Origin of the sequence: Streptomyces sp. NPDC049970, from assembly GCF_040660235.1 — a bacterium.
Taxonomy (GTDB): domain Bacteria; phylum Actinomycetota; class Actinomycetes; order Streptomycetales; family Streptomycetaceae; genus Streptomyces.
The window spans coordinates 24392-46186 of sequence record NZ_JBFALP010000018.1 but is presented as its reverse complement, the minus strand read 5'-3'; the positions used below and the strand labels follow the sequence as shown (position 1 = coordinate 46186).

Genomic DNA, 21795 nt, shown 5'->3' with positions numbered 1-21795 from the left:
GCTCCGGGCGGTTCAGAGCTCGGGACCGTCCCCGGGCTCCTCCTGGTAGGAGTAGCGCTGCTCGCTCCACGGGTCACCGATGTTGTGGTAGCCGCGCTCCTCCCAGAAGCCCCGGCGGTCGGCCGTCATGTACTCGATGCCCCGGACCCATTTGGGGCCCTTCCAGGCGTACAGGTGCGGCACCACCAGCCGTAGCGGGAAGCCGTGTTCGGCGGTGAGCAGTTCACCGTCCTTGTGGGTGGCGAACAGCGTGCGGTCCGACGCGAAGTCCGCGAGCCGCATATTCGAGCTGAATCCGTATTCGGCCCAGACCATCACATGCGAGACATGGGGGGCAGGCGGTGCCAGTCGCACGATCTCGCGTGCGAGGATTCCGCCCCATTCGGCTCCGAGCATGCTGAATTTGGTCACGCAGTGGAGGTCCGCCTCGACGGACGAGAAAGGCAGCGCCGAGAATTCGCGGTGATTCCAGCAGTGCTTGTCGCCGTCGGCCGTGGCCCCGAAGACCCGGAACTCCCAGCGGTCGGGTTTGAACTTGGGCACGGGCCCGTAGTGGGTGACCGGCCAGCCGCGCTGCAGCCGCTGCCCCGGCGGAAGCCCGGGCTCCTCACCTGTGCCGCGTTCCCGGCTTTCCGGCTGACCCATGCCTCCATGGTGACAGACAGCCAGGGGTGGTCATGACCAGGGGAGAGTTGATCAGCGCAACTCGTACTAAGCGTGTACTTACTGGACGGCCGGATGGCTCGGTGCGAGGATGCGCCGAAACATGCCCAGTTCACCGGTTGGAAGGAGCCTCTGCGATGCAGGGCGACCCCGAGGTCCTCGAGTTCCTCAACGAACAGCTGACCGCCGAATTGACTGCCATCAATCAGTACTTCCTGCACGCCAAGATGCAGGAGAACTTCGGCTGGACGAAGCTGGCGAAGTACACCCGGTCGGAATCGTTCGACGAGATGAAGCACGCCGAGCTCCTCACCGACCGGATCCTCTTCCTCGACGGCCTGCCCAACTATCAGCGGCTGTTCCACGTGCGGGTCGGCCAGACGGTGACCGAGATGTTCCAGGCCGACCGCCAGGTGGAGGTCGAGGCGATCGACCGCCTCAGGCGCGGCATCGAGATCATGCGGGCCAAGGGCGACATCACCTCGGCGAACATCTTCGAGTCCATCCTGGAGGACGAGGAGCACCACATCGACTACCTCGACACCCAGCTGGAGTTGGTCGAGAAGCTCGGTGAGGCGCTCTACATCGCCCAGCTGATCGAGCAGCCGGAGAGCTGACGAGCAGTTCCCGGGGCGGGCCCCCGCGGCGACCAGGACGCGGTGGTCCGGGAGCAGTGATCCGGGAGCGGTGGCCCGGTTCAGGCGGCTTCGGAGAGCCCGGCGTCCGCGGTGGCGGCGTAGGGGGCGGGCTCGGCGGCCGTGGCGCCGGTACGACGTCCTGCGGCGAGCTCGCGGCTGGGGCACTCGCCCCGGCCCAGCAGCGCCTGGATCCGTCGGACGCAGCCTCCGCAGTCGGTGCCGGCCTTGCAGGCGGACGCGATCTGGCGGGGCGTGCACGCTCCGCCGTCCGCATGCTTCCTGACCTGCGCCTCCGTAACGCCGAAGCACGAGCAGACGTACATGCGGTTCACCTCCCGACGGGTCGTCGATCGCTGCGCCGTCCCGATTCCCGGTGAGGCTAACCTAACCTTACCTGTCGCTCCTCGCGCGCAAAAGCCCCGGTACGCCTGTGGGGCACGGATCACATCGATCCGTGCCCCACAGGTGTCACCAGGAGTGGTCCTTACTGGTCGCGGTACATCTCGGCGACGAGGAAGGCCAGGTCCAGGGACTGGCTGCGGTTGAGACGCGGGTCGCAGGCCGTCTCGTAGCGCTGGTGCAGGTCGTCCACGAAGATCTCGTGGCCGCCGCCCACGCACTCGGTGACGTCGTCACCGGTGAGCTCGACGTGGATGCCGCCGGGGTGCGTCCCGAGCTGCTTGTGCACCTCGAAGAAGCCCTTGACCTCGTCCAGGACGTCGTCGAAGCGGCGCGTCTTGTGGCCGGACGCGGCCTCGAAGGTGTTGCCGTGCATCGGGTCGGTCACCCAGACCACGGTGGCTCCGGAGGCGGTGACCTTCTCGACCAGGTCGGGGAGCTTGTCGCGGACCTTGTCGGCGCCCATGCGGACGATGAAGGTCAGTCGGCCGGGCTCGCGGTCGGGGTCGAGGCGGTCGACGTAGCCGAGTGCCTCGTCGACGGTGGTCGTCGGGCCGAGCTTGATCCCGATGGGGTTGCGGATCTTCGAGGCGAACTCGATGTGCGCGCCGTCCATCTGCCGGGTGCGCTCACCGATCCAGACCATGTGGCCGGAGGTGTCGTACAGCTGTCCGGTCCGCGAGTCGATGCGGGTCAGCGACGACTCGTAGTCCAGCAGCAGCGCCTCGTGGGAGGCGTAGAACTCGACCGCCTTGAACTCGGCGGGGTCGGTGCCGCACGCTTTCATGAAGTTGAGCGCGTTGTCGATCTCGCGGGCCAGAGCCTCGTAACGCTGGCCGGAGGGCGACGACTTCACGAAGTCCTGGTTCCAGGCGTGCACCTGGCGCAGGTCGGCGTAGCCACCGGTGGTGAAGGCACGGACCAGGTTCAGCGTGGAGGCTGACGCGTGGTACATCTGCTTCAGCCGCTGGGGGTCCGGGATGCGGGCGGCCTCGGTGAACTCGAAGCCGTTGACGGAGTCGCCGCGGTAGGTCGGCAGTGTCACGCCGTCGCGGGTCTCGACCGGCTTGGAGCGCGGCTTGGAGTACTGGCCGGCGATCCGGCCGATCTTCACGACCGGCACGGAGGCCGCGTAGGTGAGGACGGCGCTCATCTGGAGCAGCGTCTTCAGCTTGGCGCGGATGTCCTCGGCGGACACGCCGTCGAAGGCCTCGGCGCAGTCACCGCCCTGCAGCAGGAACGCCTCGCCCTTGGCGACGGCTCCCAGGCGGGCGCGCAGCTGGTCGCACTCGCCCGCGAAGACGAGCGGCGGATACGACTCGAGGTCCGCGATCACTTCGCGCAGAGCCCCGGCATCGGGGTACTCGGGCTGCTGCGCCGCGGGAAGGTCTCGCCAGGTGTGGCCACCGGCGACGGAGGTATTGGCGTTCACGGTCACCCTGACAACATTACGGGGTCGGGGAGCCGGTCCATTCGCGCGCTCAGCCAGTGAGACGTGCGCTCATCCGACCACCACGTCCGCTAGGGTTCGTGCCATGTTCGCGCCGACGATCCAGAACTGGTGGTGGACCGCTCATCCGGCGGCCCGCTGACTCGTAGCGCGTACAGACTTCGAGAAGGCCGCCCCGAGGGGCGGCCTTCTCTGCGTACCGGCGCCGGGAACCGTCCCTCCATCCGGAAGGAACGCCCATGCCCGACCGTGCCGTCGACCTCCCGTCCCTCCTGCTCCGGGACGACTCCCCGCCCTTCGCGCTGCTGCGCAGGCGCACTCCGGGACGGGACCACGACACCGTCGAGATCCTGACCGGCGAGGTGCGGGAGGTGGACCGGCTCGCCGACATCCCGGTGGGCGAGATGCCCTCGCTGGCCCTGGTGCCCTTCCGGCAGATCGCCGAGCGCGGATTCGACGTACGGGACGACGGCACGCCACTGGCCGTGCTGGTCGCCGACGCGGTGTACGAGCTGCCGCTGGCCGAGGCCCTCGCGCAGCTCCCCGGCCACGGGGTACGGGTACGGGACGGTGCCTTCGACGTGACCGACGACGCGTACGAGGACGTCGTCCGGCGGGTCGTCGAGGACGAGATCGGGCGGGGCGAGGGCGCGAACTTCGTGATCCGGCGGACCTTCGGCGGCGAGATCCCCGGTTTCGGCCGGGCCGACGCGCTGGCGCTGTTCCGGCGGCTGCTGGACGGCGAGCGCGGGGCGTACTGGACGTTCGTCGTGCACACGGGGAACGCGTCGGCGGCGGGGGCGGGCGGCCGGACACTGGTCGGCGCCGGCCCGGAGGTGCATGTGCGGATGTCCGGGGGGACGGTCGTGATGAACCCCGTCAGCGGGACTTACCGCTACCCGGAGGAGGGGCCGACCGCAGAGGGGCTGCTGGCCTTCCTCGCTGACCGCAAGGAGACCGAGGAGCTCTCCATGGTGGTCGACGAGGAGCTGAAGATGATGTGCACCGTCGGCGACATGGGCGGGGTGGTGATCGGCCCGAGGCTGAAGGAGATGGCCCATCTCGCGCACACGGAGTACGAGTTGCGCGGGCGTTCCTCCCTGGACGTGCGCGAGGTCCTGAGGGAGACCATGTTCGCGGCGACGGTCACGGGATCCCCCGTGCAGAACGCCTGCCGGGTCATCGAGCGGTACGAGCCGGGGGGCCGCGGCTACTACGCGGGGGCCCTCGCCCTGCTGAGACGGGAGCCGGGCGGGGCGCAGACCCTGGACTCGCCGATCCTGATCCGTACGGCCGACATCTCGGCGTCCGGCCGGCTGAGCGTGCCGGTGGGGGCGACGCTCGTACGGCGTTCCGATCCGGCGGGCGAGGTCGCCGAGACCCATGCGAAGGCCGCCGGGGTGCTCACCGCCCTGGGTGTCAGGCCCGGCCGGCCCCGGACCGAGGCGGACCGTCCGGGCCTGGCCTCCGACCCGCGGGTCCAGGCCGCCCTGGACGGGCGGCGCGGCGGGCTCGCCCCCTTCTGGCTGCGGATGCGGGAGCGCACGAGTGAGCTGTCGGGCCACGCTCTGGTGGTGGACGCCGAGGACACCTTCACGGCGATGCTGGCGCACCTGCTGCGCTCCTCGGGCCTCACGGTGTCGGTGCGCCGCTACGACGAGCCAGGACTGCGCGGGACCGTGCGTGCCCATGAGGGGCCCGTAGTGCTGGGGCCGGGTCCCGGGGACCCGGGGGACGCGGCGGACCCGAGGATGCGGATCCTGCGGGGGCTGACCGCCGAGCTCCTGCGGGAGCACCGGCACGGGCTGCTGGGGGTGTGCCTGGGCCATGAGCTGATCGCGGCGGAGCTGGGCCTGGAGACCGTACGCAAGGCCGTGCCCCACCAGGGGGCGCAGAGCAGGATCGAGCTGTTCGGCAGGCCCGAGACGGTCGGCTTCTACAATAGCTTCACCGCGCGCTGCGACGAGGCCGCGGCGCAGGAGCTGGGCGCGCACGGTGTGGAGGTGAGCCGGGACCCGGTCACCTGCGAGCTGCACGCGCTGCGGGGCAGAGGCTTCGCCTCTGTCCAGTTCCACCCGGAGTCGGTGCTGACGCTGCGCGGCTCCACGATCGTGACCGAACTGCTCGCGGCGCTTCCGGTGCCCGGCTGAGGCCGGCTCCGGGCGCGGCCCTCAGCGTGCGGGGAGCGCCGGGACCAGGACGTTGTCGCTGCGGCGGCCCGCCAGGTAGTCGGCGACGTTCCCCACGGTCGCCTCGATGATCTCTCCCACGGCGTCCTTCGTGTAGTACGCCTGGTGCGAGGTGACGATGACGTTCGGGAAGGTGACGAGGCGGGCCAGGGTGTCGTCGTCGATTCCCTCCAGGGACTTGTCGACGTAGAAGAGTCCCGCCTCCGCCTCGTACACGTCGAGCCCTACCCCGGTGAACCGGCCGGCCCGCAGTTCGGTGACGAGCGCCCGGGTGTCGACGAGGCCGCCGCGGCTGGAGTTGACCAGGATCGCTTCGTCCTTCATCGCGGACAGGGCCTCCGCCCCGATGAGGTGTTGGGTGGCGGGGAGCAGCGGCACGTGGAGGCTGATCAGGTCGGCCTCGGCGAGCAGCTGCTCCTTGTCGACGTACCTCATGCCGAGCGCCGTGCAGGCGGGGTTCTCCGCGACGTCCCAGCCCAGCAGTTCCATGCCGAATCCGTGGGCGATCCTGGTGAACGCCTCACCGATCTTCCCGGTGCCGAGCACACCGGCGGTACGCCCGTGCATGTCCCGGCCGAGCAGCCCGTCGAGCCGGAAGTCGAAGTCCCGGGTGCGGCTCACCGCGCGGACGACGCGGCGGTTGACCGCCATGGCCAGGGTCCAGGCGAACTCCGCGACCGAGTAGGGCGAGTAGTACGAGACCCGGGCGACCCGCAGGGCGAGCCGCTCGGCGACCTCGAGATCGATGTTGTTGAAGCCGGTGGAGCGCTGGGCGATCATCTGCGTGCCGCCCGCGGCCAGGGTCTGCAGGACGCGGGCGCCGAGGTCGGCGTTGACGCTGGTGGAGATGATCTCGTAGCCGGACGCGATCGGAGCGGTGTCCTCGGTGAGGAAGACGTCCAGGCAGCGGACGTCGTGGTGGCCGGCGAAGGCCGCCTCGATCAGAGGCTTCTCGTCGGACTGCACACCGAATGCCAGGATTTCCACGACGTCTCCCGAGGGGGTGGGGCCGGTTGTCGCGAATATACGGCCCCCGCCCCCGGCGCGCCGCCCGGAGCACCCGTACCGCCCGGCCCGTCACACGTCGTCGAGGCCGGCCTCGATCGCGTAGCGCACGAGCTCCACCCGGTTGTGCAGCTGGAGCTTGCCCAGGGTGTTCTGGACGTGGTTCTGCACGGTCCGGTGGGAGATGACCAGGCGTTCGGCGATCTGCTTGTACGAGAGTCCCTTGGCGACCAGCCGCAGGACCTCGGTCTCGCGGTCGGTGAGCTGCGGGACCTTCGGGTCGTCGGCCGCCGCGGGGGCGGGGCCGGAGGCGAGCCTGCGGTACTCGCCGAGGACGAGTCCGGCGAGGCCCGGTGTGAACACGGGGTCGCCCGCCGCGGTGGCGCGCACGGCGTCGGTCAGTTCCCGGGTGCTTGCCGACTTGAGCAGATAGCCGGTGGCCCCCGACTTCACCGCCTCCAGTACGTCGGCGTGCTCACCGCTGGCGGAGAGCACCAGGACGCGCAGCCCGGGGTGGGAGCCGACGAGCTCCTTGCAGACCTGGACGCCGGGCATACCCGGCAGGTTGAGGTCGAGCACCAGCACGTCGGGGCCCACCGCGACGGCCCGGCGCACGGCGCTCGGCCCGTCTCCGGCGGTCGCGACCACGTCGAATCCGGACTCGGTCAGATCGCGGGCGACGGCGTCGCGCCACATCGGATGGTCGTCGACGACCATGACCCTGATGGGCCGCTCGCCGGATGCCTGTGTGTTCGGTGTGCTCATCGGGCCGATCCTGCCTTCCCCCGTGAAATCTTCGGAACCTTCAACTCGACCTCGGTGCCCTGGCCGGGTACCGAGATCAGCTCTGCCGTGCCGCCCAGGTCGCGCAGCCGCCCGCGGATGGACAGGGCGACACCGAGCCGGCCCTCTCCCTCCGCCTGGTCGAGCCGGCCCTCCGGGATGCCGGGTCCGTCGTCCCGGACCGTGACGATCACCTCGTCCGGCTCGTCCTCCACCAGGATCCACGCCTGGGCGTCCGGCCCGGCGTGGGCCCGGACGTTGTCCAGCGCGGCCCTCACGGCGGCGGCGAGTTCACGTGCCGCCCGCGCGGAGAGCGGCACCGGGGCACCGGGCTCGGCGAAGGTGACCCGGGAGCCCGCGTGCGGGGCGAGCAGGGCGCGCAGGTCGTGCTCGGACGCCTCGGAGCCGGCTTCGAGTGCACCGGGGTCCGGGTCGACCCTGCGGACCACGGCTCCCTCGGCGCTGTCCTCGGAGACCCTGGTCGTGGGCACCAGGCCGCTGGAGACCAGGGTCCGCAGGGCGACCTCCTGGTCCCCGGCCATCCGGCCGAGCTCCGCGGCCTCGCCGCCGAGGGCGGTGCCGCGGCGCTGGACCATGGACAGGACCTGCAGGACGCTGTCGTGGATGTCGCGGGCGAGCCGCTCCCTCTCCCTGGTGGCGGCCTCGATCTCCAGGGCGCGTGCCAGGGTGCGCTCACTGGCGCGGGCGACCTCGACGACGTATCCGATGGCGATGGAGGCGACCCAGACGAGCAGCACGTTGTGGAACGTGTCCTCGCTGGGCTCGCCCCGCTCGACGATGTTGGCCGCGGCGACGAGCGTGGAGGCGAAGGCGGCCCAGCGCCAGCCGCCCTTGAGCGCGAAGGCGAGGACCGAGCCGGCTGTCCAGATCGACGGCAGCGTCGGGCCGTCCATGTGCTGGGCGTCGGCGTCGGCGAGGGGGGTCAGCAGGATGCCGGTCATCGCCACGACGAGGTCCAGGCCGAGGAAGCGCTTGGTGCAGCTCGCCGCGTTGGCCACCCTGGGGAGGGTGGCGAGGGTCCAGAGGGCGAGGAACGCCAGGAACGCGAGGGCGACCCAGGTCCGCTCGTACTTCTCCAGGCCGAAGCCCGTGAGGAGGGCCGCGTAGACCAGTGTCAGCACGCGGTACGCGGTCAGCGCCCTCCACAGCGGCTGCTCGACCGACATCCGTACGACCCGTTCACGCCCGGCCATGTGCCCCTCCCCCGGTTCCCGCCCGTTCCATGTTCCCCGACCCGGGCCGCCCGCGACGCCCCGGACCGCTACGCGCTCTTGTTCTTCGCGTCCTCGGCGATCTGGCGCTTGGCCGCGGTCGCGTAGATGTCCACGTACTCCTGGCCGGACAGCTTCATGATCTCGTACATGACCTCGTCGGTGACCGAGCGCAGGATGAAGCGGTCGCCGTCCATGCCCTGGTAGCGCGTGAAGTCCAGCGGCTCGCCGATCCTGATGCCCGGCCGCATCAGCCTGGGCACCACCTGGCCCGGTGGCTGGATCTTCTCCGTGTCGATCATCGCCACGGGGATGACGGGCGCGCCGGTGGCGAGGGCCACGCGGGCGAGGCCGCCGGGCTTGCCCCGGTAGAGCCTGCCGTCGGGCGACCGGGTGCCTTCGGGGTAGATGCCGAAGAGGCCACCGCTCTCGATGACCTGGATGCCCGCCCTGATGGCCGCCTCACCGGCTCCCCGGCCGCCGGAGCGGTCGACCGGGAGCTGCCCGACGCCCTTGAAGAAGGCGGCGGTGAGCTTGCCCTTCACCCCGGGCGCGGTGAAGTACTCGGCCTTGGCGATGAAGGTCACCTTGCGGTCGAGCACGGCCGGCAGGAAGAAGGAGTCGGAGAACGACAGGTGGTTGCTCGCGAGGATCGCCGGCCCGTGCACGGGGATGTTCTCGAGGCCCTCCACCCATGGCCTGAAGGCGAGCTTCAGGGACCCCCCGATGGAGAACTTCATTGCGCCGTAGATCAACTCTTGTGCCTCCTGTGTGCCGTCCGGGAGACCTTAGCCTGTGGTGCCCCGGCCTCTTCCTCCCGGACGGGGGCGGTCTGCCCCCGCCGACGGCCTGCGGGCGGCGACGGCCCCGGCGGGACTGCTCGCACGGTGACGGCCCTGGTCGGTGTCGGTCCGGTCGCGTACGGTGAAGTAATCCTTCCGCACACCCCTCGCACCCCGCCCCGCTTCATGAACAGGAGACCCCGGTGCCGGTCCTCCCTGGAGCCGAGCCGTTCCGCCACGACGGCGGAGAGGTCGGCGTCCTCCTCTGCCACGGATTCACGGGTTCGCCGCAGTCGCTCCGCCCCTGGGCGGACCACCTCGCGGAGCGCGGACTGACCGTGTCCCTCCCGCTGCTGCCGGGACACGGCACACGCTGGGAGGACATGGCCGTCACGGGCTGGCAGGACTGGTACGCGGAGGTGGACCGGGAGCTGCGGTCCCTGCGGCAGCGGTGCTCCAGCGTCTTCGTCTTCGGCCTGTCCATGGGCGGCGCCCTGGCGCTGCGCCTCGCCGCGAAGCACGGGGACGGTATCGCCGGCCTGGTGCTGGTGAACCCGGCGAACAAGGTGCACGGCCTCTCGGCGTACGCCCTGCCGGTCGCCCGGCACCTGGTGCGTACGACGAAGGGGCTGACGAGCGACATCGCCCTGGAGGGCTCCGAGGAGGTCGGCTACGACCGGGTGCCGCTGCACGCCGCGCACTCGGTGCGGGCCTTCTTCCGGCTGGTCGACGCCGATCTGCCCCAGGTCACGCAGCCCCTCGTCCTGCTGCACAGTCCGCAGGACCACGTCGTGCCGCCGGCCGACTCGGCGCGGATCCTGAGCCGGGTGTCGTCGAGGGACGTCGAGGAGATCCTGCTGGAACAGAGCTACCACGTCGCGACGTTGGACCACGATGCGGGGCGGATCTTCGACGAGAGCTACCGGTTCATCGGCCGCCTCGCACCCGTCGCAGGCGAGAAGGGGGGCACGTCCGATGGCTGAGCACGACGCGGAGCGCACGGGCAGTGACGAGGAGCGCGAACCGCGCCCCACGGAGGGGACGGCCGTCCCCGAGGGCACCCAAGGGGCGCGTCCGCTCGACGAGGCGGCGGCCTGGGATGCGATCGTCGCGGGATACGGCGAGGAACCGCCGGACCCGCCGGGGGCCAAGCCCTTCAAGTCGATCGAGAACCTGGCGCTGCTGGACGACGACCAGTTGAACGTCCTGGACCCCGCGCCGGAGGCGGGCTCGGGCGAGGACCCGGACAAGGGCACCGCGGGGAAGGCACCCGGCGGGCCGGCGGAGAAGAAGCCGCTCGGCGGTTCCGTCGTCTTCGCCCCCGGTGTCGCCGGACCGCGTGACTACACGGTGGCGGAGCCCGGGGACGACGACATCGACGACCCGGACGACGGCGGGGAGGGGCACTTCGTCCCGCCGGAGCCGCCGCCGCTTCCCGAGGCCGACGTGACGGCGAAGTTCGCCTGGCTCGCGGTCGTGGGCGGACCGGTACTGATGCTGCTCGCGGTACTGATGCAGTGGGAGATGACGTGGTGGCTGACCACGCTCTCCATCGGCGGCTTCCTCGGCGGCTTCGCCACTCTGGTGGCGCGCATGCCGCACGACGACGAGGAGGACGACGACCCGGGACGCGGCGCGGTCGTCTGACCTGCCGCGGACACGACCGCCGCACACGGTCCGGCGCGCTGCGGGGCGGCGGCCTTCGGCTTCGCGGCCCGGCTCAGCCGCCTGCGGGCACCCTGAGGGCCGCCAGCACCGGCAGGTGGTCGGTGGCCGCCCGCAGGTCCGCGTCGGTGACCCCGGGCAGACCGGCGGGGACTCCGCAGCCGAGCACCTCGATGCCGTCGGTCGCGAACACCGCGTCGATCCGCTTGCGCGGGGCGTCGGGCGGGAAGGTCAGCTCGCCGCCCCACGGCCGTACGGTCCGGCAGTCCTGGAGCCGTCCGGCCAGCCGGCGGAACGCCCGCCCCTCGGGTACGTCGTTGAGGTCGCCTGCCACGACCGCGTGCGGTACGCCCATCGCTCCGATCCGGTCCAGCACCATGTCCGCCTGGGCCAGGCGCTCCACGCCCGTCAGGCTCAGATGGCAGCTCAGGACACCGATCCTGGCCCCGGCGATCCGCACGACGGCGGTGGCGAGCCCCCGCCGGTGCTGCCCCGGGGTCAGCGGGAGGAGGACGTCCTCGGTGTGTTCCACCGTGGCCCGAAGGGAGCAGAGGAGCATCGGACCCGCCGCGGTGGCCCCGCCGCTGAGCATCACCAGGTCGGTCATGGCCGCGAGGCGGGCCGCGGCCTTGCGCCACCGGAAGAAACGCGGAGCCTCCTGGACGCACACCAGGTCGGGTGCGCAGGCGCGGATGACCCGGGCCAGCGCCTCGGTGTCGTCACGCAGTGAGCGGACGTTGTAGCTGAGCACCCGGACGACGGCCGAACCGTCCGGCTCGGTACGGGAGTCGGGCAGGGACATCGGCGTCGTGACCATGGGAGGCACGATACGGCGGACGCCCGTCGCTCCCCGGAGGGCGCGACGGGCGTCCGGTGTTCCGTGGCGGGCCGTCAGCCCTGGCGGGCCAGGTCGGCCGCGCCCACCAGGCCTGCCTTGCCGCCCAGTTGGGCCGCGAGGACCTGCGCGTGCGGGCGCCACTCGCCACCGATCAGCCAGCGCCGGAAGGACTTGCGGATCGGGTCGAGGACCAGCTCGCCCTCGTCCGACACACCGCCGCCGACGATGAAGGCCGACGGGTCGAAGAGCGAGGCGAGGTCGGCGAGTCCGGCTCCGGCCCAGCGGGCCAGCTCGCGGAACGAGTCGACGGCCACCGGGCAGCCCTGGCGGGCGGCCTCGCTGATGTGCTTGCCCTCGATGCCCTCGACGGAGCCGTCACCGAGGCCCAGCAGGATCGTGGCGTTCTCCGGGGTGGCGTTGGCGCGCTGCTTCGCGTAGCGCACGAGCGCGCGCCCGGAGGCGTACTGCTCCCAGCAGCCCTGGCTGCCGCAGCCGCAGAGCAGCCCGTCCGGGACGACCCGGATGTGCCCGAACTCCGCCGCCACACCGAAGCGTCCGCGGCGCAGCTTGTTGCCGATGATGATGCCGCCGCCCAGGCCGGTGCCGAGCGTGATGCAGATGACGTCGTCGTGGCCCTGGCCGGCACCGAAGCGGTACTCGCCCCAGGCCGCCGCGTTGGCGTCGTTCTCGACGACGACGGGCAGGCCGACGCGCTGCTCGACCTTGTCCTTGAGCGGCTCGTGGCGCCAGTTGATGTTCGGAGCGAACAGCACGGTGGCGCGCTTGTCGTCGACGTATCCGGCGGCGCCGATGCCGACGGCCTCGACGTCGTGGCCCTCGCTCGCTCCGGACACCGCGGAGCTGATCGCGTCCACGATGCCTTCGGCGGTCGGCGGGGTCGATACCTTGAACGTCGAGAGGATCCGGCCCTCTTCGTCGACCACTCCAGCCGCGATCTTCGTGCCGCCGATATCGACGCCGATGGTGAGTCCCATGAATCCCTCAGTTTCGGTCGAGCCCCGCTACGGCCAACCGTACCCGAGCCGGGGACGGGTACTTCCTGCCCAGGGTCAGTCCAGGTCGATCTGTTCGCTGCCGCCGTCGCCCTCGCCGCGCGGGTCCGAGGGGTCCTCGGACGCCTTCTTCGCGGGGCCGGGGGTGTGTCCGGTGCCGGCCGACGCACCGCCGGCCCCCTCGGTGCCGCGGGTCCAGCGGCCTTCCTGTCCCTCGACGGCGGAGCGGTAGGCGGCCTTGAGCTCGTTCCCGGCCGCGGCGAGGTGGTCGAAGAGCTCCGGGTTGCGCTCGATGACGGGTTCGACGGCGGACCTGGCCTGCCGGATCACCTGCTGCACGGTGCCCTGTGCGGCCATGCCGAGCAGCGGCGACTGAAGGGAGGAGACCTTGTCCGCCACCGCGTCCATCAGCTTGCGCAGCTCGTCCGCCGCGGAACCGGGCTCCTGCCCGTACCGGGCCCTGCGGCGGGCCTTCTCCGCCTCGAAGTCCTCGGCGCAGGCCTCCGCCCACGCGTCGTCGTCGACGGGACGATCGGTGGATTCAGTCATGGCGGACTCCTGCGACGCGGTTGTCTGCGTGACCGTGCGGGCCACGTACTACCGACGTTACCCGAACGGTGGTATCCCGTTCATCGTGTGCGTGGCCAGAGCGCCGGGTCGGGCGTGAACCGGACACGCAGGACGCCGTCGGTCAGCGCGGCCCCGGAGACGGTGCAGCGGCGCAGCGCGGACTCCAGGCGCACGATCCGGTGGAACGGGCCTGCGGTGAGGAGGAGTTCGTCGCCTCGCCGGACGAGCTTGAGGTCCTCCTTGACGGCTCCGGGCAGCGGCAGGCACCAGGAGATGACTCCGTCGTCGGCCCGCTCGGTCCACCAGGAGTCCTCGGCGTGTCCCGGCGACCGGTCGTCCGTCGCGCACGTCTCGGCGAGAACGGCCAGGTCGTCGACGGTGCGCGGCTCGTGGCCGAGATGGGGGGTCTCGCGTACGGGCGTACCGGGCTCCCACTCCTGGTGCCACTGGTCCAGGCACTTCTCCTGGCGGGCCGCGAGATCGGCGAACCAGGGGTCGGCGGAGTGCCGGGGCAGGACCCGTGCCGCGACGACCGCGTCGACACTCAGCCCGTGCAGGGCCAGTCCGGTACGGGCCGCGCTCAGCGCCTCGCCGGCGGCCGGCCCGGGTTCGGCGACCAGCCGCACCGTGGTCGCGGCGTCCTCGATCAGTGCCTCGACGGCGGCGAGTTCGGCGTCCTTGCGGGCGGCGGCCTCGTACAGCCATCGGGCGGGCATGGGCACCCCGGCGAGCTGGGCGAGCACCGGGCGCAGGGCGCGGGCGGCCTGGCGCTCGCGGGGCAGGAGACGGCGGAGGTAGCGGCGCAGCTGCCCGGGCAGGGCGAGCAGGGCCAGGGCATCCGTCAGCGGGGGGAGGTCGACGACGAGTACGTCGTAGCCGTGCCTCGCCCAGTCGCCCTCGGCGGCACGGCGCAGGGTGTGCAGGACGGCGAGCTGCGCGCTGCCCGGCAGCTCGGTGAGCTCCTCGGCGTCGAGCCGGTTGGCGCCGAGGAGGTCGAGGACCCCGGAGGCGCGTTCCTGGAGGTCGAGGAGTTCGCCGCGGAAGTGTGCGGCGGAGTCGACGCGGACGCATTCCAGCCGCTCGGCGGCCTCGGTGGGTTCGGCGCCCGCGGGAAGGGCGGGCACGGCGTCGGCGGAGACCAGGAGTGTGCGCCGGCCGCTGCGTGCCGAGGCCAGCGCGGTCGCCGCCGCGACGGTGGTACGGCCTGCGCCGCCGGGGCCGGTGACGAGGACCGTACGCACGTGATCAGGCCTTGGAGACGGACTCGACGCGCTTCTTCAGGCCGGCGAGGGCGCGGTCGATGATGACCTTCTCCGCCTTGCGCTTGATCATGCCGAGCAGCGGGATCTTGACGTCCACGGCGAGCCGGTAGGTGACCTCGGTGCGGTTGCCGTCGCCCAGCGGCGCGAGCGCGTAGCTGCCGTCGAGCGCGCGCAGCATCTGGGACTTGACGAGGGTCCAGCCCACCTCGTACTGGCTGTTCCAGGTGTAGGCGAGGACGTGGTCGTCCTTGATCGCGCCGGCGTCCAGGACGAGCCGGACCTGCTCTGCGCGGCCCTGGTCGTCGACGGCGAGGATCTCGGCCTCCTTCACCTCTCCGGTCCATTCCGGATAGCGGTCGAAGTCGGCGATCACTCCCATGACGTCGGCCGGTGCCGCCTCGATCGTGATGCTCGAGCTGGTGTGTTCAGCCATCGCCGTGGCCCTCCAGTGCGGTGTACCGGTCGCGTTCGGCAGAGGCCTGCCGTGTGCAGGCTATCGCGTGTCCACGGCCGTCCCGTCCGCGCCCCGGCCGCCGGCCGGTGCCCGTGTCGCTCACCACTCCAGGGCCCAGGGGCGCCCGGTCGACGCGAAGTGGCCGACGTTGACGCACTCGGTGACGCCGATCCGCATCCGGCGGACCAGGGGCTGGTGGACATGGCCGAAAATCGCATAGCGGGGACGGGTGCGCCGGATGGCGTCCAGGAGGGCGTGGCTGCCGCGTTCGAAGCGCCGGGCCACCGTGTCGTACGTCAGCTCGGGGACCTCGGGCGGGATGTGCGAGCACAGGACGTCCACCGGCCCGAGCGCCTCGACCTTGGCGGCGTACTCCTCGTCGCTGATCTCGTACGGGGTGTTCATCGGGGTCTTCAGACCGCCGCCGACGAAGCCGAAGACCCGGCCGCCGATCTCGACGCGTTCGCCGTCCAGCACGGCGGTACCGGGGTTGGCGTACTCGGGCCAGAGCGCCGGCACGTCGACGTTGCCGTAGGTGGCGTAGGTCGGCGTGGGCAGGACGGCGAACATCTCGGCGTACTGCTTGCGTACGGCGGACAGGATCGCCGCGTTGCGGTCCCGGCCCGCCCACAGCTCCTGGCCGAAGGCACGGGCCTCCTCGAAGCGCCGCGCGGTGCGCAGTTCGACGATGCGGTCCGCGCTCTCCCGGCCGAACAGGTCGGGGAAGATCCCGCGTGAGTGATCGGCGTAGTCGAGGAAGAGGACCAGGTCACCCAGACAGATCAGGGCGTCCGCGCCGTCTCCGGCGCGCGCCAGTGCCTCCGTGTTGCCGTGGACGTCGCTGACGACGTGCACGCGTGTCCGCGGGGTGGTGGTCGTGTGTCGATCTCGGGGTGCGCCGGCTCGCATGGACTTCACCCTAGATCTCGGCGCACCGCTCTGGGTAGAGGCCGTCGGACCTGCGATTACTTCCGGATCGGGACACGGGTGGACTAATGTGCGCCGAAGGACCACCGATATGTGTGATGCATGAGACATCTGACCGGGACCCCCTTTCCGGAACCGCTTACCGGTGGGTAACGTCCGGCCAGTCCAGTCGTGCTCACCCCACTGAGCATCTGCCAGTCTTGGACCGCATCCGGTACGTCGCACAGAGCCGTGGAACCGGAGCCCTATGAGGAGCAGCAGTCTTGCGCGAGTTCAGCCTTCCGGCCCTGTACGAGGTCCCTGCGGACGGCAACCTGACGGATCTCATCCGCCGCAACGCCTCTCAGCACCCCGATGTCGCGGTGATGAGCCGGAAGGTGGCCGGCGTCTGGACGGACGTCTCGGCGACACAGTTCCTCGCCGAGGTCGAGGAGACCGCCAGAGGCCTGATCGCGGCGGGCATCCAGCCGGGTGACCGGGTCGCACTCATGTCCCGCACCCGCTTCGAGTGGGTGCTGCTGGACTTCGCCATCTGGAGCGCGGGCGCGGTCACCGTGCCGGTCTACGAGACCAGCTCCGCCGAGCAGGTGCAGTGGATACTCGGCGACTCGGGCGCGGTCGCGGTCGTCGTCGAGAGCGACGGCCACGCGCGGACCGTGGCCTCCGTACACGACCGGCTCCCCGGCCTGGAGCACGTCTGGGAGATCGACCGGGGTGCGATCGCCGAACTCGCCGCGTCGGGCGCCTCGGTCTCCGCCGAGACGCTGGACATGCGCATGGTCAGTGCCAAGGCCGACGACCCGGCGACGATCGTCTACACCTCGGGCACCACCGGACGCCCGAAGGGCTGTGTGCTGACGCACCGCAGCTTCTTCGCGGAGTGCGGCAACATCGTGGAGCGGCTCAAGCCCCTCTTCCGTACCGGCGAGTGCTCCGTCCTGCTCTTCCTGCCCGCCGCGCACGTCTTCGGCCGGCTGGTCGAGGTCGCCTCGGTGATGGCCCCGATCAAGCTCGGCTGCGTGCCGGACATCAAGAACCTCACCGATGAGCTGGCCTCGTTCCGGCCGACGCTCGTCCTCGGCGTACCGCGGGTGTTCGAGAAGGTCTACAACTCGGCGCGCGCCAAGGCCCAGGCCGACGGCAAGGGCAGGATCTTCGACCGGGCGGCCGACACGGCGATCGCGTACAGCCGTGCGCTGGGTACGCCGCCGGGTCCGTCGGTCGGCCTGAAGGTCAGGCACAGGGTCTTCGACAAGCTGGTGTTCAGCAAGCTGCGGGCGGTGCTCGGCGGCCGGGGCGAGTACGCGATCTCCGGCGGCGCACCGCTGGGCGAGCGGCTCGGCCACTTCTTCCGCGGTATCGGCTTCACGGTGCTGGAGGGCTACGGCCTGACCGAGACCTGTGCGGCGACGGCCTTCAACCCGTGGGACCGGCAGAAGATCGGCACGGTCGGCCAGCCGCTGCCCGGTTCGGTCGTCCGGATCGCCGACGACGGCGAGGTGCTGCTGCACGGCGAGCACCTGTTCGCCGGGTACTGGAAGAACGAGGCCGCGACGGCCGAGGCGCTGGCCGACGGCTGGTTCCACACCGGCGACATCGGCACGCTCGACGAGGACGGCTACCTCGCGATCACCGGCCGCAAGAAGGAGATCATCGTGACGGCGGGCGGCAAGAACGTCGCCCCCGCGGTGATCGAGGACCGTATCCGCGCGCACGCGCTGGTCGCCGAGTGCATGGTGGTGGGCGACGGACGGCCGTTCGTCGGCGCGCTGCTGACGCTCGACGAGGAGTTCCTCTCCCGCTGGGCCGAGGAGAACGGCAAGCCGGCGGGTTCGACGGCCGTGTCGCTGCGCGAGGACCCGGATCTGCTCGCCGAGGTGCAGCGCGCCGTGGACGACGGCAACGCGGCGGTCTCCAAGGCGGAGTCCGTACGCAAGTTCCGGGTCCTGGCGAATCAGTTCACCGAGGAGGCCGGCCACATCACGCCGTCGCTGAAGCTGAAGCGCAACGTCGTGGCTAAGGACTTCGCGGACGAGGTCGAGTCGATCTACCGGGGCTGAGCCCGGACGGACTCGGCGTACGAGGAGGGGCCCGCACCACGACCGGTGCGGGCCCCTCCTCGTACGCGCGTCGCGAGGTAGGTGTCCGAAGCGCGTCCCGGGGCGCGTACGCCGAGCGGGGTTACGACGCGCGCCCCTCTGCCGACGTCCCGGGACGCGGGCTCAGAGCAGCGTCTCCAGCTTCCCGGCGAGCAGGTCCCAGCGCCACTTCTCCTCGACCCAGGCGCGGCCCCGCTCCCCCATGCGCCGCCGCAGCTCGGCGTCGCCGAGCAGGGTGACGATCCGGTCGGCGGACTCCTCGGCCGAGCCGCCCCGCACCACCCAGCCGGTCTCGCCGTCGAGCACGGCGTCCGGGGCGCCGCCCGAGTCGCCCGCGACGACCGGGAGTCCGGTCGCGGACGCCTCCAGGTAGACGATGCCGAGGCCCTCGACGTCGAGCCCGCCCCGCCGGGTGCGGCAGGGCATGGCGAACACGTCGCCGGCGCCGTGGTGCGCGGGGAGTTCCTCCCACGGCACCGGTCCGGTGAAGCGCACGGAGTCCTGCACACCCGTCTCGGCGGCCAGCTTCCTCAGCTGCCCCGCGTACGGGCCACCGCCCACGACGAGCAGGACGGCGTCGGGCACCTTCGCCAGGATCGCGGGCATCGCGAGGATGAGCGTGTCCTGGCCCTTGCGCGGCACGAGCCGCGACACGCATACGACGACGGGCCGGTCCGCGAGACCGAGGCGGGCCCGGATCCGGTCCCCGCCCGATCCGGGGTGGAACGTCTTCTCGTCGACACCCGGCGGGAGCTGGACCATGCGTCCCGCGGCCTCGGGGGTGAGCGCGGCGGCGATCCTGGAGCGGGTGTACTCGCCGAGGTAGGTGATGGTGTCGGTGCCCTCGCCGATACTGCGCAGCAGCTGCCGGGAGGCGGGCAGCTGGGCCCAGCCCGCCTCGTGGCCGTGGGTGGTGGCCACGATCCGGCGCGCTCCGGCCCGTCGCAGCGCGGGCGCCATCAGCCCGAGCGGGGCGGCCGCGCCGAACCAGACGGAGGAGCACCCGTGCTCCCGCAGCAGGTGGACGGCCCGGCGGGTGACCCGCGGGGTGGGCAGCAGCATCGTCGTACGGTCGCGTACGACGGTGAAGGGCTGTTCGGCGTCGAAGGCCGCGGTGGCCTCGGCGCCCTCCTCGCCCCGCTTCCAGGTGGAGGCGTAGACGACGAGCCGGCCGGGATCCAGGCGCAGCGCCATGTTGTGCAGGAAGGCCTGGATACCGCCGGGCCGGGGCGGGAAGTCGTTCGTCACGATCAGGGTCTTGTCCATCGCCGCCGACAGTACCGGGCGGCCGGACGGCCCTGCCTGACGGCTCCCGCACAGCCGCGACCCGCATCATGGCGTGTATGACGGTCAGGGCGGGTGCGAGCGGCCGGGGGCTGTCCCTCGCCGTGTGGGGTCTGAGCCGGGCGGTGCTGCTGCTCTGCGTCTTCAAGGTGTTCACGGTGCCCGGCCCGGACGTCACGAGCGACGTCTCGGTGATCTACCGGGGCTGGTACGAGGTGTTCCACGCCGGTTCCTACCCGCTGGACGACGTCACCTGGCAGTACCCGCCGGCCGCCGCGCTCGCCGTGCTCTCCCCGGATCTGCTCCCCTTCCTGGAGTACGCCTCCGCCTTCTTCGTGCTCGTGCTGCTCTGTGACGCGCTGGTGCTCGGGCTGCTGCTCCGCGCGAGCGGCCGCCCGGACGGCGGGAGCGCGGGGGTGTGGCTGTGGGTGCTGGGGGTGCCGCTGCTCGGGCCGACGGTCTACGCCCGGTACGACCTGATGGTGACGGCCGTGGCGGTCGCGGCCCTGCTGGCCGGCGTCCGCCACCCCCGGGTGATGGGGGCCCTGGTCGCCTTCGGGACGCTGCTGAAGGTGTGGCCGGTGCTGCTGCTGGTGGGCACGGCACCCGGGCGGGCGACACGGCGGTCCTGGTCCGCCGCCGCGGTGACGGCCGCCGTGGCTGCCTCGGTGGCGGCGGTGGCGCTGCCCGGCGCGTTCGCGTTCCTGACGTTCCAGCGGGACCGCGGCCTGGAGATCGAGTCGCTGGGGGCGCTGGTGTTCCACGTCGCCCGGCAGTTCGGCTGGGACGGCCGGGTGGAGCTGCGCTACGGCTCGATGGAGTTCGCCGGGCCGCACGTCGCGCTGGTGAGCACGCTTGCCCTGGTGCTGAGCGTGTTCGCCTTCGGCTGGCTGCTGGTGTGGCGGCTGCGCGCCCGTACGTTCGCGGTGCACACCCCGGCGGACGCGGCGTTCACCGCGGTGCTCCTGTTCACCGTGACCAGCCGTGTCATCAGCCCCCAGTACATGGTGTGGCCGCTCGGTGTCGCCGCCGTCTGCCTGGTCTTCCGGGGCAGCCGGATGGGGCTGCCCGCGTGGCTGGTGCTGGTCGCGACCGGGGTCACCCTGCTGGAGTTCCCGCTCGGCTTCGCCCATGTGGTCGCCGGTGACGCCGAGGGTGTGGCGCTCATGGCCGTGCGCAACGGCCTGCTGGTCGTGGCGACGCTGTGCGCCGGGCGCCGCCTGTGGCGGGGGACCGTGCCGGGTGGCCGGCGTGGACGGGCGGCTGAGCGGGTCAGCCCAGCCGGGCGCGAAGGTACTCCCGCCACCGCGCCGTGAAGTCCTGGGGTGTCGTGCCGAGCACCGACTGCATCGCGTGCTCCACCGCCCCGTCGCGTCCGGAGCGGCTGCCCACGGCCTTGTAGAAGGCGATCAGCTCCTCCTCGCCCCAGTCCCGCGCGATCAGCTCGCAGGCCAGCCAGGCGCCTTCGTAGGCCCGGGAGAGCTCGGCCGGGTCCTCGTCGAAACCGAAGTCCTCGTCCACCGGCAGCCGCGCGGGCAGGTCGCCGCCGCGCACCGCCTCGGCGAGCTCGGGGGCGATCTCCGCGGCGGTGCGGCTCTCCTGGCGGTAGGCGGTCCGGTCGGCGAAGCCCTCGGAGAGCCAGACCGGGGTGGCGGCCGAGGTGTGGGCGCGGGTCGCGACGTGTGCGGTCTCGTGCGTGAGGACCACCCGCTGCCCGAAGTCGCCGAGCATGCCGTACGCCTGCGGGTTGACGACCACCCGGTCCGCGGGCGCGCGGCCGGTGCCGCCGACCTCACCGGTGGTGACCGCCGCTATCCCCCGGTAGCTCGCGACGGGCGAGCCCAGGAGCCCCGCCATGTCCTCGACGGTGCGGGGCACCATCACCACAACACGCTCCGCCCAGGGCTCCGGCCAGGCTCCGGTGACCGAGGGGACGGCCCGGTCCGCGGTGGCCGCGATCCGGCGGAGTTCCGCCTCCGGCCGCCCGACCCCCAGGACGAGGCTGCGCGTGCCCCGTACGACCTGGACGTCGCCCTGCTGCCAGAGCTGCCCCGGACCGCCGTCGGAGGCCCGGTCAGCGGCGATGTACCAGCTGCGGCCCTCGCCCCGGCGGACCAGCTCCACCTCGCGGGAGGAGGACATGGGCGCCTTGTCGTAGTCCTTGATCCGGTAGCGCAGTTCGACCTCGGCCGTGACCCGGTCGTCGCCCTGGCCGGTGACGTCCTTCACCTTGTACGCCCATGACTCCAGGGGGACGTCCGCGAGGTTGAGCAGTTCGGTGCGCTGGGCCGCCCGGAACGACGTCGCCCGTGGATCGAGGGCGGCCAGATAGGCGTCGGTGTCGTGCGCCATGACAGCGGCGGCACGGCGGTCCAGGGCCGCCGAGACCTGCCGGGCGGTGGGGCCCGTGGCGGTGTCCCGGGGGGCGGCGCAGGCGGGCGCGACCAGCAGGACGGCGAGCACGGCCCCTGCCGTGCCCCGTCCGCGGGTGGGCACCCGCCGCGCGTCCTGTGTCCGAACAGCCATCCCGCCGATCGTACGG

At 71.8% G+C, this 21795-nt stretch carries 22 protein-coding genes; 7 read left to right on the top strand and 15 right to left on the bottom strand.

Features of this window, described 5'->3' with window-relative positions; genetic code table 11:
• Positions 1–12 precede the first annotated feature (12 nt).
• Positions 13–645 (bottom strand): sulfite oxidase-like oxidoreductase, encoded by a 633-nt coding sequence (locus AB0I83_RS25805; protein ID WP_356536753.1) that lies wholly within the window; start codon positions 643–645, stop codon positions 13–15.
• Positions 646–800: 155 nt separating this feature from the next.
• On the opposite strand from AB0I83_RS25805, the gene bfr reads away from it, so the two are divergent.
• Positions 801–1280: a bacterioferritin gene (gene bfr, locus AB0I83_RS25800; RefSeq protein ID WP_356536755.1), complete on the top strand. Its 480-nt coding sequence runs from the start codon at positions 801–803 to the stop codon at positions 1278–1280.
• Positions 1281–1360: 80 nt separating this feature from the next.
• Here the strand turns inward: bfr and AB0I83_RS25795 are convergent, their stop codons facing one another.
• Positions 1361–1624: a (2Fe-2S)-binding protein gene (locus tag AB0I83_RS25795; protein WP_363306306.1), complete on the bottom strand. Its 264-nt coding sequence runs from the start codon at positions 1622–1624 to the stop codon at positions 1361–1363.
• 161 nt (positions 1625–1785) lie between these two features.
• Complete coding sequence (locus tag AB0I83_RS25790; RefSeq protein WP_363306305.1) at positions 1786–3132, bottom strand: class II 3-deoxy-7-phosphoheptulonate synthase; 1347 nt, start codon at positions 3130–3132, stop codon at positions 1786–1788.
• A 103-nt stretch (positions 3133–3235) separates the two neighbouring features.
• Between AB0I83_RS25790 and AB0I83_RS25785 the strand changes: the two genes are divergently transcribed.
• Together AB0I83_RS25785 and AB0I83_RS25780 are read left to right on the top strand one after the other, a co-directional pair.
• The gene (locus tag AB0I83_RS25785; RefSeq protein WP_173317642.1) at positions 3236–3292 is read left to right on the top strand and encodes a trp operon leader peptide; all 57 of its coding nucleotides are present in this window, start codon (positions 3236–3238) and stop codon (positions 3290–3292) included.
• Between the two features lie 97 nt (positions 3293–3389).
• On the top strand, positions 3390–5300 hold the full coding sequence (locus AB0I83_RS25780; protein WP_363306304.1) for an anthranilate synthase family protein: 1911 nt from the start codon (positions 3390–3392) through the stop codon (positions 5298–5300).
• Between the two features lie 21 nt (positions 5301–5321).
• On the opposite strand, the gene AB0I83_RS25775 is transcribed toward AB0I83_RS25780, so the two are convergent.
• The 4 genes from AB0I83_RS25775 to AB0I83_RS25760 form a co-directional block, all read right to left on the bottom strand.
• Entirely contained in the window at positions 5322–6326 is a 1005-nt protein-coding gene (locus tag AB0I83_RS25775; RefSeq protein WP_363306303.1) for a 2-hydroxyacid dehydrogenase, read from the bottom strand.
• A gap of 90 nt (positions 6327–6416) precedes the next feature.
• On the bottom strand, positions 6417–7109 hold the full coding sequence (locus AB0I83_RS25770; RefSeq protein ID WP_363306301.1) for a response regulator transcription factor: 693 nt from the start codon (positions 7107–7109) through the stop codon (positions 6417–6419).
• On the bottom strand, positions 7106–8341 hold the full coding sequence (locus AB0I83_RS25765) for a DUF5931 domain-containing protein (RefSeq protein ID WP_363306300.1): 1236 nt from the start codon (positions 8339–8341) through the stop codon (positions 7106–7108). Before AB0I83_RS25765 ends, AB0I83_RS25770 begins: the two co-directional genes overlap by 4 nt.
• A gap of 68 nt (positions 8342–8409) precedes the next feature.
• Positions 8410–9114: a lysophospholipid acyltransferase family protein gene (locus AB0I83_RS25760; protein WP_356536766.1), complete on the bottom strand. Its 705-nt coding sequence runs from the start codon at positions 9112–9114 to the stop codon at positions 8410–8412.
• Positions 9115–9344: 230 nt separating this feature from the next.
• Between AB0I83_RS25760 and AB0I83_RS25755 the strand changes: the two genes are divergently transcribed.
• The gene (locus tag AB0I83_RS25755) at positions 9345–10124 is read left to right on the top strand and encodes an alpha/beta fold hydrolase (protein ID WP_356536768.1); all 780 of its coding nucleotides are present in this window, start codon (positions 9345–9347) and stop codon (positions 10122–10124) included.
• Complete coding sequence (locus AB0I83_RS25750) at positions 10117–10788, top strand: hypothetical protein (protein WP_363306299.1); 672 nt, start codon at positions 10117–10119, stop codon at positions 10786–10788. Before AB0I83_RS25755 ends, AB0I83_RS25750 begins: the two co-directional genes overlap by 8 nt.
• A 73-nt stretch (positions 10789–10861) precedes the next feature.
• Here the strand turns inward: AB0I83_RS25750 and AB0I83_RS25745 are convergent, their stop codons facing one another.
• The 6 genes from AB0I83_RS25745 to AB0I83_RS25720 all read right to left on the bottom strand — a co-directional run bounded on the left by AB0I83_RS25745 (position 10862) and on the right by AB0I83_RS25720 (position 15852).
• The gene (locus tag AB0I83_RS25745; RefSeq protein WP_363306298.1) at positions 10862–11623 is read right to left on the bottom strand and encodes an endonuclease/exonuclease/phosphatase family protein; all 762 of its coding nucleotides are present in this window, start codon (positions 11621–11623) and stop codon (positions 10862–10864) included.
• A gap of 74 nt (positions 11624–11697) precedes the next feature.
• Entirely contained in the window at positions 11698–12639 is a 942-nt protein-coding gene (locus AB0I83_RS25740) for an ROK family glucokinase (protein ID WP_145802082.1), read from the bottom strand.
• A gap of 75 nt (positions 12640–12714) precedes the next feature.
• Positions 12715–13206: a DUF5304 domain-containing protein gene (locus AB0I83_RS25735; protein ID WP_356536773.1), complete on the bottom strand. Its 492-nt coding sequence runs from the start codon at positions 13204–13206 to the stop codon at positions 12715–12717.
• An 80-nt stretch (positions 13207–13286) separates the two neighbouring features.
• Positions 13287–14468 (bottom strand): ArsA-related P-loop ATPase, encoded by a 1182-nt coding sequence (locus AB0I83_RS25730; protein ID WP_363306297.1) that lies wholly within the window; start codon positions 14466–14468, stop codon positions 13287–13289.
• A gap of 4 nt (positions 14469–14472) precedes the next feature.
• The gene (locus AB0I83_RS25725) at positions 14473–14922 is read right to left on the bottom strand and encodes an SRPBCC family protein (RefSeq protein WP_363306296.1); all 450 of its coding nucleotides are present in this window, start codon (positions 14920–14922) and stop codon (positions 14473–14475) included.
• Positions 14923–15042: 120 nt separating this feature from the next.
• The gene (locus AB0I83_RS25720; RefSeq protein WP_356842898.1) at positions 15043–15852 is read right to left on the bottom strand and encodes a metallophosphoesterase; all 810 of its coding nucleotides are present in this window, start codon (positions 15850–15852) and stop codon (positions 15043–15045) included.
• 281 nt (positions 15853–16133) lie between these two features.
• Between AB0I83_RS25720 and AB0I83_RS25715 the strand changes: the two genes are divergently transcribed.
• Positions 16134–17930, top strand: a complete 1797-nt coding sequence (locus AB0I83_RS25715) for an AMP-binding protein (protein ID WP_363306295.1) — start codon at positions 16134–16136, stop codon at positions 17928–17930.
• A gap of 162 nt (positions 17931–18092) precedes the next feature.
• On the opposite strand, the gene AB0I83_RS25710 is transcribed toward AB0I83_RS25715, so the two are convergent.
• The gene (locus AB0I83_RS25710; RefSeq protein ID WP_363306294.1) at positions 18093–19235 is read right to left on the bottom strand and encodes a glycosyltransferase family 4 protein; all 1143 of its coding nucleotides are present in this window, start codon (positions 19233–19235) and stop codon (positions 18093–18095) included.
• A gap of 77 nt (positions 19236–19312) precedes the next feature.
• On the opposite strand from AB0I83_RS25710, the gene AB0I83_RS25705 reads away from it, so the two are divergent.
• On the top strand, positions 19313–20569 hold the full coding sequence (locus AB0I83_RS25705) for a glycosyltransferase 87 family protein (protein ID WP_363306293.1): 1257 nt from the start codon (positions 19313–19315) through the stop codon (positions 20567–20569).
• On the opposite strand, the gene AB0I83_RS25700 is transcribed toward AB0I83_RS25705, so the two are convergent.
• Positions 20526–21779 (bottom strand): hypothetical protein, encoded by a 1254-nt coding sequence (locus AB0I83_RS25700; protein WP_363306292.1) that lies wholly within the window; start codon positions 21777–21779, stop codon positions 20526–20528. The two genes, AB0I83_RS25705 and AB0I83_RS25700, sit on opposite strands and share 44 nt — an antisense overlap.
• Between the last annotated feature and the right edge of the window lie 16 nt (positions 21780–21795).

What these genes read in the sequence shown, in the direction of transcription:
- AB0I83_RS25805 (WP_356536753.1), bottom strand. Translation starts at nt 645, where the DNA reads ATGGGTCAGCCGGAAAGCCGGGAACGCGGCACAGGTGAGGAGCCCGGG.
- bfr (WP_356536755.1), top strand. Translation starts at nt 801, where the DNA reads ATGCAGGGCGACCCCGAGGTCCTCGAGTTCCTCAACGAACAGCTGACC.
- AB0I83_RS25795 (WP_363306306.1), bottom strand. Translation starts at nt 1,624, where the DNA reads ATGTACGTCTGCTCGTGCTTCGGCGTTACGGAGGCGCAGGTCAGGAAG.
- AB0I83_RS25780 (WP_363306304.1), top strand. Translation starts at nt 3,390, where the DNA reads ATGCCCGACCGTGCCGTCGACCTCCCGTCCCTCCTGCTCCGGGACGAC.
- AB0I83_RS25770 (WP_363306301.1), bottom strand. Translation starts at nt 7,109, where the DNA reads ATGAGCACACCGAACACACAGGCATCCGGCGAGCGGCCCATCAGGGTC.
- AB0I83_RS25765 (WP_363306300.1), bottom strand. Translation starts at nt 8,341, where the DNA reads ATGGCCGGGCGTGAACGGGTCGTACGGATGTCGGTCGAGCAGCCGCTG.
- AB0I83_RS25750 (WP_363306299.1), top strand. Translation starts at nt 10,117, where the DNA reads ATGGCTGAGCACGACGCGGAGCGCACGGGCAGTGACGAGGAGCGCGAA.
- AB0I83_RS25745 (WP_363306298.1), bottom strand. Translation starts at nt 11,623, where the DNA reads ATGGTCACGACGCCGATGTCCCTGCCCGACTCCCGTACCGAGCCGGAC.
- AB0I83_RS25740 (WP_145802082.1), bottom strand. Translation starts at nt 12,639, where the DNA reads ATGGGACTCACCATCGGCGTCGATATCGGCGGCACGAAGATCGCGGCT.
- AB0I83_RS25735 (WP_356536773.1), bottom strand. Translation starts at nt 13,206, where the DNA reads ATGACTGAATCCACCGATCGTCCCGTCGACGACGACGCGTGGGCGGAG.
- AB0I83_RS25725 (WP_363306296.1), bottom strand. Translation starts at nt 14,922, where the DNA reads ATGGCTGAACACACCAGCTCGAGCATCACGATCGAGGCGGCACCGGCC.
- AB0I83_RS25720 (WP_356842898.1), bottom strand. Translation starts at nt 15,852, where the DNA reads ATGCGAGCCGGCGCACCCCGAGATCGACACACGACCACCACCCCGCGG.
- AB0I83_RS25710 (WP_363306294.1), bottom strand. Translation starts at nt 19,235, where the DNA reads ATGGACAAGACCCTGATCGTGACGAACGACTTCCCGCCCCGGCCCGGC.
- AB0I83_RS25705 (WP_363306293.1), top strand. Translation starts at nt 19,313, where the DNA reads ATGACGGTCAGGGCGGGTGCGAGCGGCCGGGGGCTGTCCCTCGCCGTG.
- AB0I83_RS25700 (WP_363306292.1), bottom strand. Translation starts at nt 21,779, where the DNA reads ATGGCTGTTCGGACACAGGACGCGCGGCGGGTGCCCACCCGCGGACGG.